Consider the following 14017-nt stretch of genomic DNA (forward strand, 5'->3'; position numbering starts at 1 on the left):
GCTATTTGGTCATTGTGCAATCGAATAATAAATGTAGCCCGCCGCACTCGCGGAGCGTGTCAAAAGGACGCTGCGCGGCTTATAAAAAACGCGGGGCGGCATACGCCGTCCCGCGCAGTTTGCTGCTTTAGAATACAGTCTGCTCCGTGACCGGGGTTTCGAGGGCCTTGATGGCCTTGTCGAGTATCGCGCGGCGGATGTGGAGCTCTTCCTCGTGGCTCTTCGTAGGATCTCCGAGCGGATGGGGAATGGCTACGGCCGGGACTATGCGGTTCGCGCCGACCGTCTGGGAAATTGGGACTATCGTGCAGACGTGCACGACAGGGATGCCGTAGGATTCGATCGCTTTTACCATCGTTGCACCGCAACGAGTGCAGGTTCCTCAAGTGGAGGTGAGGATCACGGCGTCAACTCCATCTTTCTTAAGCTGCTCGCCTATCGCAAGTCCGAATTTCTTCGCGTTCGCCGTGGAGGTTCCGTTTCCGACGGTCGTAAAGAAGTATCTGTAAAGCTTCTTGAATACGCCTTCCTTCTCCATCTCGCGGAGCACGTCGACGGGGAGGACGCGGTTCGGGTCGTTGTTCGCGTAGGACGGGTCGTATCCGCCGTGGGCCGTCGCGTAGTGCTCGGCGTCGACGGACTGTACGCCTTCGATGTCGTAGGTGCCGAATCTCGTCGCGCTGGAAGCCTCGATGTGGTCGGGGTTGCCCTTCGGGACGATACCGCCGGAGGTGACGAGCGCGATGGTCGCGTTCTTCATATCGGTGATAGCCGCCGCGGGTTCGACGCGGTCGAAGCTCGGCATCGGGTATTCGGTCTCGAAGGCCTCGCCCTTGAGCTTCTTGACGAGCATGTCTACGGCGCGCTTGGCCCCGATCTCTTCCATGAAGTAGTTCACGCGGACGCCGCGCTGGATGTAGCCGGCCTCTTCGGGCGAGCCGGGCTGTCCGTTGGTCTCGATGACCTTAAGGACGAGCTTCGCCATAGCGGGGATGGCTTTGCCCATGCCGCGCGCGCTGTCTGCGGTCGGTACGATGAATACCGACTTCTTGTACATGTCGACGCCCGGGTTCTCGGTGTACATTCCGGAGACTGCGGGGATCCCGAGCTGCTTCTGCACGGCTTCCGCGACGCCGCCGGCGGCCGTTCCGTAGCGTCCCGCGTTGAAGGCCGGGCCGGTGACTACCGCGTCGGGCTTGAATTCGGCGATGAGCTTGACTATCTCTTCGGTCGCGGATTCCATGTGCTCGGCATAGTAGCCGTCGCCGCAGATTACGGTCCCGACGACTTCGCCGGCGTCGCCGAGGGCGTTGTTGAGCGCCATGCCGGGGCCGACTACTCCCTGACGCGATTCCGGCTTGACCTCGCCCGCCATTTCCTCTCCGCCGATTCCGGCGTAGAACTGGTTGATATAGTGTACTATTCTTTTCTTCGTCATTGTCTTAGTCCTCCTACCAGGTCTTGGCGCTGATCGGGTTGAATCCGAGTTCGCAGGTAGCGCCCGTGATAGCCTGAAGTTCGACCTCTATCGAGCCGTCGGGACGGAGCGATCCGTCGAATCCGCCGGCGATGATGTTGACATAGTCGCTGAATCCGATGAGCTTCTCCATCGGCGGCAGCACGATGATCATGTTCGCGTTGCCCGCCGTTACGACCGCGGTGGCCTCGGGGGCTGCGTCGGCGAGGGACTGGCTGGCTCCGTCGCGTCCGGCGTATTCGTCGGTAACGAGGACGGTCTTGATGCCGGCCTTCTCGGCCTTGGTGCAGTTCATGATGAGGTCGGCGTCCGGATTGCCGAAGCCTTCTTCGCTGACTATGACGCCGTCGACGCCGAGCATCGCGGCGAGCTTCACGGCGTAGGACGAGCTGCGCTTCTTATCGGCGAGGGTGACGTTCTCGTTCGTGATGATGACGCCGACGAAGTTGATGTCCTTGCCGTGGCGGTCATAGAGGTTGCGGATGACGGGGTTGTTGAGGTGGACGTAGGTGCTGTTCTTATCGCATGCGGAAACGCAGTTCCCGGATACGATGGCTCCGTCCATCGTCTCGTTCGGGTGGATAAGCGAGGGAAGTATCTTCTTCGCGTCCACGCCGTAGACGTAGGTGTCGTGGAGCAGTCCCTGGGTCTGGAGCATGTAGATGTAGGCGACCTTCGGGAGCTCGGGATAGGCCTTCATAGCCTCTGCGAAGCAGGGCAGCTCGTAGGTCTCGGTCGTATCGACGTGCGCACCGGCCTTCCAGACGGCCTCGGCGACGTAGAACGCGGCGCGGAAGCCGGCCATGCGGCAGGCCTTCTCGTAGTCGTGGGCTTCAAGTCCCTCGACGGGTTCGATGACGAGGACGGCGTTCATCGTCTTGGAGAACGGCGTGTAGTCCGCGCCGGGGCCCTGCATGTCGATGATGCCCTCCTGGAAGCCGACGATGCGTCCGCAGGTGAGTACCGCGGCGCCTTCGAGGACGAAAGTCTTTCCGCTTCCGACGGTCTCGACGTCGCTGAGCATTCCGGGGAATATCTGTCCCGGGCCTTCCGTCTTGTAACGCGGTTCGATTACGTCCTTCACCGGGCAGATGCGGACGGATTCGCCGGGACGGGCGAGATCCGCGTCCAGCGTCTTGAAGTGTTCGCTGTCGGCTGCGGCGGCGATGAACTCTTCTTTGTTGATCTGAAGAGTCCCGTCTGCAAGGAGCGCCGTTTTGTCGCCCCATGCTATGTTCTTCACTTTTGCCTTCTGCAGTTCGAGTTTCATGGTGATCCTCCTTGTGTTGTTATTGATGGGAAGCAGCGCGCGCAGTTTATCTGTCAACCACCTCCGAGTAGCTTTTGACCGGAGATGTCAACAATCCGTACTGACGAAAAGTCTCTTCCAACAACACGACGTCCATGTATCGGAAATCCTTTTCTATGTTATCGGCGAGGCCGCCGGGAGGCATTATGTGGTGCGAATTTTCGTAGAAGCGCACCGCATCCTCAATCAGGGACAGCGATTGAATGTCCGGCAGGCCGGTCGGGCCGTTGTTTTTTCTGAGTATCAGAGTGCGGTATGGCTGCTGGTTCGGCTTGAAATTCCCGTAAAGAGGGCTCGCGAGAAGCTCCCATCCCTCCTGGACGAGAGCGCGTCCGCGTTTCAGCACGTCGACGGACGCAGCGGCGCCCATATATTCGAGCGGCGCAACCATACCCTCAAGCGCGGGATTATTCGTTAAACAGATATAAGAAAACGAGGACAAGCCCATAGGAACACCGCCATCCGCTGATATTCCCCTGTTTTCGTCCTCGTTGAAGCCAACGATTCCAGAGTGCCGTCCAACGGTAATCCTTGTGCCTGAGAGTTTCAGCCTGTCCGGCCTTGCCCCTTCGGCGCCCGTAGTGGAGAGTGGGACTCTCTTACCGCCTTCATCCAGCTTGTTAATAGTATAACTATTTCGATCTTTCGTTGTCAACGCCGGCGCGGACGTGAAAAAAACGCAAAATACCGAAAACGGCGCTTATTTTATATCAGCGCATAAAAAACGGCGGAGTTCCATTCGCCCACCGCCGTTTTTTTGTTCATATGGTGATTTATCCGTTCTACCACTTCAGCCCGGTGATGAACACCGCAGTGATGCAGACCGGCGCGACGAGGCGGCATACCCAGAGCCACGCGCGGTAAAGCTTGAACTTGAACTCTCCGCGGTTCGTCACCTCGTCGAGCGCGTCCTTCGTCCATATCCATCCGACGAATATCGAGGTGAATATGCCGCCTATCGGCATAATGGCGTTGTTCGTGATGAAGTCCACTGCGTCGAGGAAGCCCTTGCCGCATATCTCAGGGATATGCCCGCCGCCGGACAGCGCCGAGGGCACTCCGAGCAGCGTTATCGCAAGCCCCATGACTATCGCGGACTTGGCGCGCGTCCAGCGGAGCTCGTCTACCGCGTAGGTCACGGAGACCTCGAAGAGCGCTATCGCCGATGTGAAGGCGGCGATGAAGAGCAGCGCGAAGAAGGCGAACGAGAAGAAAGCGCCCATCGGCATCTGCGCGAAGACCGCCGGCAGAGTAACGAAGGTGAGCCCCGGACCTGAGCCCGCGTCTATGCCGAAGGCGAAGACCGCCGGGAATATGACCAGCCCCGCCATGAAGGCCGCCATCGTGTCAAGAAGCACTATCGTGCGCGTCATCGTGGGCATATATTCCTTGCTGCTGAGATAGCTGCCGTAGGTGACGGTGATGCCCATTCCGAGCGAGAGCGAGTAGAAGCCCTGACCGAAAGCGGCGAGCACGCCCTCGGCTGAGAGCTTAGAAAGGTCGGGCATCAGGTAGAAGCGCAGCCCGGCCGACGCGCCCGGCAGAGTCAGCGAACGCACGATTAGCAGCAGCAGTATTATGAAAAGCATCGGCATCAGGACTTTGCAGCTCTTTTCGATGCCGCCGCTGATACCGCGGTAGACGACGAGGACGACGCCTGCCATTACGGCGCAGAGGCAGATCACCGTAAGATAAGGGTTGGCGATGAAAGTCGAGAATGATTCCGCCGCGCGCCCCGCCGCGGCCTCTTCCATTAGGCCGCCGAAGGATTTGAACATATAGGCGAGAGTCCAGCCGGTTATGACGGCGTAGTAGGAAAGTATGACGGAGCCGCAGAATATCCCGAGATAGCCTACGAGCGGCCACGCGCCGCCGCCGAGCTTCCTGTACGCGCCGGCCGCGTCAAGCTTCGCGCGCCGCCCTATGGCGAGCTCGGCAAGCAGCACGGACGCGCCTATGACGAGTACGAACGCGAGATAGACGAGGACGAACGCGCCGCCGCCGTACTTACCGGTGATATAGGGGAAGCGCCAGATGTTTCCGAGCCCTATTGCGGAGCCCGCCGCCGCCATTATGAAGCCGAAGCGGCTCCCCCACTGATCCCTTTTCCCAGAATTGGCCTCCAAAAGACCCACTCCTTTCATATTTTGCGGAACGCCGGAAAATAAAACACAAAAAGACACTTCGAGCATCTTTAACAACGTCCGCGAGCTTTTAAGTATATAACACAGAAACGACTCAAAAACAAATGTCAGATAAGTTAATTTTATATTCCACCTTGTTTTATATTCCTTTTTTAACGATGCGTTTTAAATTTTCAACGCGGCGTTTTACCTGTGCGCAGAGGCTCCGCTATAAAAAAATAAACCGCGCGGACCGTCGAGGTCTGCGCGGTTTATTTTTCTTGTAATCAATCAGTCTTCGGCCGGCACGTTGACCCTTACTATGTCAAGCGCCCGTCCTGTTTCTCCGTCTATTTCGATCACGACGCCCTGGAAGCGCACGCGCTCCTCGCACACGGCGAAGCGGCTCGGCGTCCCCATGAGGAACTTAGGCATCACCGATTCCGCGGACATTCCGATTATTCCCCCATGCCCGCCGGTCATGCCGGCGTCGCAGAGAAAAGCCGTGCCTCCCGGCAGTATCTCCTCGTCTGCGGTCTGCACGTGGGTGTGCGTCCCGACGACGGCCGAGACGCGCCCGTCGAGATAGACTGCGAGCGCCCTCTTTTCGGAAGTCGCCTCGGCGTGTATGTCTACGAATATTGACGAAACCCCGCACTCGGCGAGCGCCGCGTCCGCGGTCTGAAAAGGACAGTCGAGCGGCGGCATGAAGGTGCGCCCCTGAAGGCAGAGGACGGCGAGCTTTTCGCCGTTCTTCTCGTAGACCGCGAAGCCGCGTCCCGGCGTCCCTTTCGGATGGTTCGCGGGGCGCAGGACGTTCGGCTCGGAGTCCAGCATCGGGACGAAGTCTTTTTTATCCCATACGTGGTTGCCGTTCGTCAGGACGTCTATGCCGCATGCGAAGAGCTCTTTCATCACCTTTTCGGTGAGGCCGAAGCCGGCGGCGCTGTTTTCGCCGTTCGCTATCACGAAGTCGAAGCCGCCGAACTCGGAGCGCAGGCGCGGTATCATCCGCGCCGCGGCCTCGCGCCCGGGGCGGCCCATTATATCGCCTATGAAAAGCACGCGCATGGACGGCCTATTTCGCGTACTCGACGGCGCGCGTCTCCCGTATCAGCGTAACCTTTATCTGTCCGGGATAACGAAGTTCTTCCTCTATCTTGCGGGCGATGTCGTAGGCGAGTTTCTGCATCTCGCCGTCGTCGGTGACGGTCGGCGCGACCGTCACGCGCACCTCTCGTCCGGCCTGGATCGCGAAGGCTTTGCTGACGCCAGGGAACGCCTTGGCGACCTCTTCGAGCTTCTCGAGGCGCTTCACGTATGCGTCGAGGCTCTCGCGGCGCGCTCCGGGGCGCGACGCGCTGACGGCGTCGGCGGCGGCTACGAGCACCGCGTAGATCGTCTGAGGCTCCTCGTCCTCGTGGTGCGAGGCTATAGCGTTCACGATGTCCGGGCTTTCGCCGTAGCGCTTGGCGAGATCGGCGCCGATCTTGGCGTGCGGCCCCTCGACCTGGTGGTCGACGGCTTTGCCTATATCGTGCAGAAGGCCGGCCCTGCGCGCCTTCTGCTCGTCCAGCCCGAGCTCCGCCGCCATGACGCCCGCGAGATGCGCGACCTCAAGGCTGTGGGCGAGGGCGTTCTGTCCGTAGCTGGTGCGGTAGCGGAGCTGCCCGATTATCTTGGCCAGCTCGCTGTGCATATTCTTTATCCCCGTTTCGAGAAGCGCCTCCTCGGCGGTCTCGAGTATCTGCGCCTGGACGTCCTTTTCCGCGCGCTCGATTATTTCCTCTATGCGCGCCGGATGGATTCTCCCGTCTACGACGAGACGTTCGAGCGACAGACGCGCGACCTCGCGCCTCACGGGGTCGAAGCTGCTTAGAGTCACGGCTTCTGGAGTATCATCAACGATAAGGTCGACTCCGGTAAGAGTTTCAAAGGTTCTTATATTGCGCCCCTCGCGCCCGATTATGCGCCCCTTCATCTCGTCGGATGGAAGGTTTACGACGCTTACGACGACGTCCGAGGTGAACTCGACGCTGCAGCGCTGTATCGCCGTCGCTACGATCTCCTGCGCCCTGCGGTCGGCGTCGCGCTTGGCCCGCTCCTCAAGCTCCTTCAGGCGGAGGCCGATGTAGTGGTTCGCGTCTGCCTCGACTTCTGCGAGAAGCTGCTCGCGAGCCTCCTCCTGCGTGAGCCTCGCTATCTGTTCGAGCTTGGCGATAAGCTCCTGCTCCTGGTCGGAGAGCCTGTTCAGCTTCGACTGGACCTGCTCGTTCTTGCCTTTCAGCTCTTCTTCCTTGCGGCTGATGTTCTCAAGCTTTTTATCAAGGTTTTCCTCTTTCTGCTCGAGCCTGCGCTCCGCGCGCTGCAGTTCGCCGCGTCTTTCCTTCGTGTCGCGGTCGAGCTCCTGACGCAGCCTGTGTATCTCCTCTTTGCCCTCGGCTACGATGTCGCGCTTCGCAGTCTCGGCCTTCTTCGTCGCCTCCTGCACTATGCGGTCGGCCTCCGAAAGAGCCCCCCTGAATTTTCTCTCCTCAGTTTTCTTGTGGTATGTAAAACCTCCGAGGGCGCCTACGGCGAGCCCCGTGATTATACACAGCACGATTGTCGTGAATTCCCATTCCATTTTTCCTTTCACCTCATATTCGATTGTCATGGTACATTTGCAGTTTTTGTCAGACGTAAAATTGTATGAATACGCTACATAATGAATTTTATGCCAACGTATGGTATTTTACATAAAAAAAAGACATTTCTCAAGTGTCGGTACGCGCGCTCCAGCCTGAACCGGCGCGGCATAAGCGGCGGCTTCCGCGCGAAACAAAGAAAAGAAGATTGAAAACGCGCGCGCAAAAATAAGCGCCGCGTCATAAGACGCGGCGCTTTCTCGCAGATTTTCGCTTAAAGCGCTAGGCTTTCAGCTGTCCTTTCTCGTCGAAATCGTTGAGGGCGTTGCTGACTACCTTCGCGAGCCCGATGACGGCGATGAGGTTCGGGATGACCATGATTCCGTTGAAGAAGTCGGCGAGCTGCCATACGAGGTCGAGCTTCAGCGCGGAACCGAGGACGATGAAGAACATCGCTATGCATCTGAATATCGGGAGCGGCTTGTTGCCGAAGAGGAATTTCACGTTCTGCTCTGCGAAGAAGTACCAGCCGATGATCGTCGAATAGGCGAAGAAGAATATGCATATCGCGACGAAGGGCGAGCCGAAGCTGCCGAGGCCGGTCGTGAACGCCTTCTGCGTGAGCGCGCTGCCGCTCGTCACGCCGTCGAGGGAGCCGGTGGTGAGGATTATGAGGGCGGTCATAGTGATGATCATGAACGTGGTGATGAAGACGCCCATGATGGCGACGAAGCCCTGCTCCGCCGGATGGTTGACCTTAGCCTGCGCGTGAGCGTGCGGCGTAGAGCCCATACCGGCTTCGTTCGCGAAGAGTCCGCGCGCGACGCCGTAACGGATGGCTTCCTTCATCGTAACGCCGATGATACCGCCGGTGGCGGCAGCCGGGTCGAAGGCGCCCTGGATGATCATCTTGAAAGCCGGGATTATCATGCCGGCGTGAGTGGCGAGGATGTAAAGTCCGCCGACGATGTAGCACATTGCCATGATCGGGACGAGCTTCTCGGTGACGGATGCAAGGCGCGCCGTGCCGCCGAAGAATACGAGGCCGCTGATCACGGCGATGAACACGCCGACCGCGAGCTGATTGACGCCGAAGGCCAGGTGGAAGGACTCAGCTATCGAGTTCGACTGGACGGAGTTTCCGACCATGCCGAGGGCTATGATGATACAAACGGAGAAGAATACCGCGAGAGGCTTGCACTTGAGTCCCTGCGAGATGTAGTATGCCGGGCCTCCGGTTATTTCGCCGGTGGGCCTCCTGACCTTGTAGGTCTGAGCGAGGACCGCTTCGGCGAATATCGTGGCCATTCCGAAGAAGGCCGCGAGCCAGATCCAGAAGAGGGCTCCAGGACCTCCCATCGTGAGCGCCGTGGCGACTCCGACGACGTTTCCGGTTCCGACCTGCGCCGCGACCGCCGTGGCGAGGGCCTGGAAGGAGCTCATACCGTCCTTGCCGGCCTTCGCTCCCGAGAACGAAAGCTGTCCGAAGGTGTATTTTACCGCCAGGCCGAATTTGCGGACCTGGACGAAACGAAGGCGCAGCGTGAAGTAGAGCCCTGCGCCGCAGAGAAGCGGAACTAGACAGAAATTGCCCCACAGATAACTGTTAAGGGTGGTGATGAGTGCTGTTAACTGATCCAAGGTTACCAACCTCCATTACGTGTCTAAACGTTACTCTTTTCACTACCTATGTTGCATAATATACGCGCGCTGTCCCATCTGCCGCCTACTATACAAAATTAACTATCAGTTGTCAAACTATACAATTTATTCAATTTAATATATTTTTGACCTAACGCGCGTGTCAGTTTAAAACCAGAGTTTTTACAGCCTGCCGGCCTGTTTCGCGCTTTTCGCCAAGCGAGGCGGCGTTTCTTGTTTTTTGTGCAGAAACATAAAAAACTGCTGTAATATGGGGGAAAAATACATTTATATGAGAGATACGGCGCGTCCGAATACGCGGATACTTCGCTTTTACAGCCTCGCGGCATCGGGAAAGACGCGATGAATTTATCTCCACGCGCCTTACGCGGCGCGCTTTTGCGTGAAACGGCCGGCGCGGAGGACGGCGCAGCACTCCTATGAAAGCGGAACCGAGCTTAAGCCTCCGCCGCATTACGCGCCGTGCCGCAATATGCCGCACGTTTCGTTCGTCTATGAGGACTGCGGCCCATTACGGCGCAGGGACGAGGCGCGGCAGGCCGAAAGAGTTTCCGCGGTGAGGCCGCGTGCTGCGAGCGAGAGGACGTCCTCGCGCGCAAGCGCGGCGAGGGCGGCGTCGCGCGCGAGGTCCGCGACTTTCAGTCCGGCGGAGCCGTGCTGCGCTATTCCAGTGAGTTCTCCTGCGCCGCGCGTTTCGAGGTCGGCGCGCGCGATCGCAAAGCCGTCGTTCGTCGCGGCGAATTTTTTAAGCCGCTCCGCGTCCTCCGCCGCGTCGGAGAGCAGTATGCAGACGCCGCGCCGCGTTCCGCGCCCGACGCGCCCGCGGAGCTGGTGGAGCTGAGACAGGCCGTAGCGCTCCGGCGACTCTATCACTATCACGGTTGCTTCCGGCACGTCGATGCCGACTTCGAGCACGGTCGTGCCGACGAGAAGCTGCGACGCGTCGGAGCGGAAGGCCGACAGCGCGCGCTCTTTTTCCGTGCTTTCCATTTGTCCGTGGACGAGAGATATTTTCACCGGAGGAAGTTTTTTTACCAGCCATTCGTAACGCTTTACCGCCGAGACCGGCGAGCCTTCGCTTTCTTCGACGCGCGGGCATATCCAGTAGACGCGCCCGCCGGCCATGATTTCGCGCGCGATGAAGCGCAGCAGCTCAGTCAGCCCTGCGTAGCCGGTCGTCCGCGTTTCGACGGGAGCGCGCCCCGCGGGGACCGATTCTATTATGGATACGTCGAGGTCGCCGTAGAGCGTGAGCGCCATGGTCCTCGGTATCGGCGTGGCGCTGAGCATGAGCAGGTGCGGCTTCGACGAGCCGGATAAGAGCTTTTCGCGCTGGCGCACTCCGAAGCGCTGCTGCTCGTCTATTATCACGGCGCCGAGCTCGCGGAATTTTATTTTTTCGGAGAGCAGCGCCTGCGTTCCGGCGGCTATCCTGACTTCGCCGGAGGCTATCGCGGCCTCGGCCTTTCTGCGCGCGGCCGCAGGCATGGAGCCTTTCAGCAGTACACATTCGTCTTCGCCGAGCGGGATATATTTTTTCATCCGTTCATAAAGCTGCTCTGCAAGCGATTCAGTCGGCGCGAGCACGGCGCACTGGGCTCCGCCGTCGCATACCGCCGCCGCGAAGGCCGCGGCGACCGCCGTTTTGCCGGAGCCGACGTCGCCCTGCACGAGCCGAGCGCTCTGCGCGCCGGCCGAAGCGCCGTCTATTATTTCGTCTATGACTTTTTTCTGCGAACCGGTGAACTCGAATGGGAGGTTCTTCGTCATGGCGCGGTAGAGAGGGCCGCGTTCGGCCGCGGCGGCTCCGCTTTTCGCGTTTTTTTCGCGAGAGGCCGCCATTTCGAGCTGGAGTTCGAACAGCTCGCCGTAGGCAATGCGCCGGCGCGCATCCTTCCACGCCGGCGGGGAGTCCGGCTCGTGCATCTGGCGCACGGCCTCGGGGAGCGGCATTAGATTATTTTTTTCTCTGATTTTCAGCGGGATCGGGTCGGAGAGGAGCGGCGAGTATTTTTTCACCGTCTCCGTCACGGTGCGGCGGAGCCAGTTTTTCGGCAGCCCGGCGGTGAGCGGGTAGACCGGCGCTATGCCTTTGAAGCCGTCGGGGATTTCCCCGCCTTTCAGTATCTCGAACTCGGGAGAGAGCATCTCGAAGACGCCGCCGCGCAGCGACGGGACGCCGAAGAGCGCGGCGCGCGTCCCTTCTTTCAGCGAGTTTTCAAGCCCTTTGATGTTGAACCATACCGCGTCGAGGAATCCGCCGCCGTCGGAGAAGCGGCATTTTATCAGCCTGCGTCCGCGCCCTGGCAGAGTGCGCGTCTCGCAGCCGCGCGACTCTGCCGCTACGACCGCCGGAGCTCCGGGCACGAGTTCGGATATTTTTCTGACGTTCCTGCGGTCCTCGTATTTTCTCGGGAAGAACCAGAGCAGGTCGTAAATCGTGAGGAGGCCGAGCTTTTCGAGCAGCGCGGCCCTGCGCGGCCCCGCCCCCTTCAGCGCGGAGAGCGGGGATGCGAGTCTTTCGTCCACGGCGCGCCGCCGCTACTTTTTCATGATCTCCTGCGGGTCTACGCCGAGCATCCCGCACGCGGCCTCGAAGTCGCCGGGGTCGGATTTCAGCGCCGGTTCCTCGGCCGCTTCGGGCTGCGGCGCTTCCGCCTGGTTTTCGCGCACCTCAAGAACGCTGTCCACGGCTCCGCCGAGCTGCGAGTTCATCGCCTGGTTGAGCTGGTTGTCGAATTTCGCGAGCACTCCGCGGAACTCCTGCGCGTACATGTCGCGGATGTTGCGTATCTGCTCGACCCCGGCGCGCAGCCGTTCGGCCTCCGCCGCCGCGTCGCGGCACATGGCGTCGGCCTGCTCCCTCGCGTCGGCGATTATCTTGTTCGCCTGCTCGCGCGCGCTTTTCACGCGGTCGTCGGCGCTTTTCTGAGCCATGAGCAGCGCCTCGTGGAGCACGTCCTTCATCCTGTCGTACTCGGCGAGGCTCTCCTGCTTGGAGGCGAGGTCGCGTTCGAGCTCTTTCGTCCGCTGGTTGTAGAACTGGAGCGTCTCTGCGACGTGGTCGAGGAATTCGTCCACTTCGGCCGCGTCGTAGCCGCGCAGGCTCTTTTTGAAGGACTGGTTCACAACGTCAAGGGAGGTTAAAAGTTCCGACATGTCATCTGCTCCTTTTCGCAAGGTTTTCAGTAATTTCTGGGACCGAATATAGCGCTGCCGACGCGGACTATCGTGCTGCCCTCTTCGACGGCTACGGCGAAGTCGCCGCTCATGCCCATCGAGAGCTCGGGCAGAGGAAGCCCGGAGGCCGCGCGCAGCCTTTCGCGCAGTTCGCGCAGTCCTCCGAATGTCGCGCGCAGCACGGCCTCGTCGTCCGTGTCAGCCGCTACGGTCATCAGCCCCTCGACCGAGAGGGCCGGCGCCGAGGCCATCACGCCCTCGAGCAGCCGCTCCGCATCTTCGGGGGCGACGCCGCTTTTCGCCGGCTCGCGCGACATGTTCACTTCTATGTATACCGGGAAAGCATCTCTGCCGCCCTCGCTCAGCACGCGGTCCATCGCGCGCGCGGTGTCGAGGGCGTCTACGCTTTCGACTAAATCAAAATTCTCGAGGGCGCGGCGTATCTTGTTTTTCTGTAAATGTCCTATGAGGTGCCACGGGCACGACGGCGTGCCGGCGGGCCACGCCGCGCGCTTCTCCGAGGCCTCCTGCACCCGGTTCTCGCCTATCAGGTCGAGCATGGGCGCGGCCTCGAGCATCATTTCGAGCGGATGGAATTTCGTGACGCCCATGAGGCGCACTTCGTCCGCCCCGCGTCCGGCGCGGCGCGCCGCCTCGGCTATCTTGCCCTTTATTTTTTCTATGTTGCTTTTTATGTCGCTCACCAAAGCTGTATCCTTCCTTCTCTGGCGGACGCCGCGTCTTCGACGACCGCGTCGCCTACGGATATTCCCTTAGTCACGAGGAACATGCCGCCGCCGGTCGTCTTGCCGCGCACCGGCACGAAAACGACGCGCGCCCCGCGTATCATATATACTCCTTTTTCGCCGCCTTTTTCAAGCAGCGCTGTCGCCGGTATCAGCGCCCCGCGCGTCTGCCCGGCGTCCACTATCAGCTCATATCCGCGCGATAAAAGCATCTCTGGAGGGAACCACGGCATCGCGAGCGCGAGCTTCGTGAACCGGCCTTCCCTGCGCGTCACGCGCACCGCCGCTTCGGAGACTGTGTCGTCAGCGTCCATGCGGACGCGGAGCTTGCCCGACTTCAGCTGCTTCGCTATGTCTCCGCCGTCCGGCAGATAACCGATGAAGCGAAGCTCCTGAGGCTGTTCGGCTATCTTTCCTATCACCTGCCCGCGCGCGACCTGAGCGCCGTCGCCGAAATATTTAAGCTTGGCTTCCTGCGTAAACTCCGAGCGCTTCGCGTGCCAGAGAGCGGAATAGCGCCAGCCGTCCTCGCGCCCGTCGCGCCCCGCGACGAAATAACCCTGTTTGTAGGCCCTCACGTCGCGCCCCCCGACGCGCGCCACTACAGCGCCGCGCGGGACGCGCACAGGCCCTTTGCCGAGCGGGTAGACGCATACGCCTGAGGCGGGCGCGCGTATCATGTTCTCCTTCCACAGCAGGAAGCCGCGCACCTTAACAAGCTGCGCCTCTATGCCCGGAGTCGCCCACGTTATATCTGGGTGCAGGTATTCGTACCTGTCGAAGTAGAGCTTGAAGGCCCATATCCACAGCACGACTATGACGAGCACGCCTATCCAGTAGGTTATGCTGAACGCCCTGTTTTTTTTCTCCGGGACGTACTTCCTTACCATATT

At 60.1% G+C, this 14017-nt stretch carries 11 protein-coding genes and 1 riboswitch; all 11 genes read right to left on the minus strand.

The window, feature by feature from the left end:
• Positions 1-127: 127 nt before the first annotated feature.
• Entirely contained in the window at positions 128-1438 is a 1311-nt protein-coding gene (gene grdB / locus B5F39_RS06225; RefSeq protein WP_087365045.1) for a glycine reductase complex selenoprotein B, read from the minus strand.
• A 13-nt stretch (positions 1439-1451) separates the two neighbouring features.
• A complete protein-coding gene (locus tag B5F39_RS06230) occupies positions 1452-2747 on the minus strand; it encodes a glycine/sarcosine/betaine reductase component B subunit (protein WP_087365047.1) in 1296 nt (431 codons plus the stop codon).
• 46 nt (positions 2748-2793) lie between these two features.
• Positions 2794-3234 carry a GrdX family protein gene (locus B5F39_RS06235; RefSeq protein ID WP_255376015.1) on the minus strand — a complete coding sequence of 147 codons (441 nt, stop codon included), beginning with the start codon at positions 3232-3234 and terminating at the stop codon, positions 2794-2796.
• 67 nt (positions 3235-3301) lie between these two features.
• Positions 3302-3398, minus strand: a riboswitch (glycine riboswitch).
• Positions 3399-3568: 170 nt separating this feature from the next.
• Complete coding sequence (locus tag B5F39_RS06240; protein ID WP_087365051.1) at positions 3569-4912, minus strand: sodium-dependent transporter; 1344 nt, start codon at positions 4910-4912, stop codon at positions 3569-3571.
• Positions 4913-5200: 288 nt separating this feature from the next.
• Positions 5201-5980, minus strand: a complete 780-nt coding sequence (locus B5F39_RS06245; RefSeq protein ID WP_087365053.1) for a TIGR00282 family metallophosphoesterase — start codon at positions 5978-5980, stop codon at positions 5201-5203.
• 7 nt (positions 5981-5987) lie between these two features.
• Positions 5988-7535, minus strand: a complete 1548-nt coding sequence (gene rny / locus B5F39_RS06250) for a ribonuclease Y (RefSeq protein WP_087365055.1) — start codon at positions 7533-7535, stop codon at positions 5988-5990.
• Positions 7536-7818: 283 nt separating this feature from the next.
• The gene (locus tag B5F39_RS06255; RefSeq protein ID WP_087365057.1) at positions 7819-9177 is read right to left on the minus strand and encodes a sodium:alanine symporter family protein; all 1359 of its coding nucleotides are present in this window, start codon (positions 9175-9177) and stop codon (positions 7819-7821) included.
• Positions 9178-9690: 513 nt separating this feature from the next.
• Entirely contained in the window at positions 9691-11727 is a 2037-nt protein-coding gene (locus B5F39_RS06260) for an ATP-dependent DNA helicase RecG (protein ID WP_087365059.1), read from the minus strand.
• A gap of 12 nt (positions 11728-11739) precedes the next feature.
• Positions 11740-12357: a DivIVA domain-containing protein gene (locus tag B5F39_RS06265; protein WP_087365061.1), complete on the minus strand. Its 618-nt coding sequence runs from the start codon at positions 12355-12357 to the stop codon at positions 11740-11742.
• Between the two features lie 26 nt (positions 12358-12383).
• A complete protein-coding gene (locus B5F39_RS06270) occupies positions 12384-13082 on the minus strand; it encodes a YggS family pyridoxal phosphate-dependent enzyme (RefSeq protein WP_087365259.1) in 699 nt (232 codons plus the stop codon).
• Positions 13079-14014, minus strand: a complete 936-nt coding sequence (locus B5F39_RS06275; RefSeq protein ID WP_087365063.1) for a hypothetical protein — start codon at positions 14012-14014, stop codon at positions 13079-13081. Before B5F39_RS06275 ends, B5F39_RS06270 begins: the two co-directional genes overlap by 4 nt.
• Positions 14015-14017 lie beyond the last annotated feature (3 nt).

Origin of the sequence: Cloacibacillus sp. An23 (assembly GCF_002159945.1) — a bacterium.
Classification (GTDB): domain Bacteria; phylum Synergistota; class Synergistia; order Synergistales; family Synergistaceae; genus Caccocola.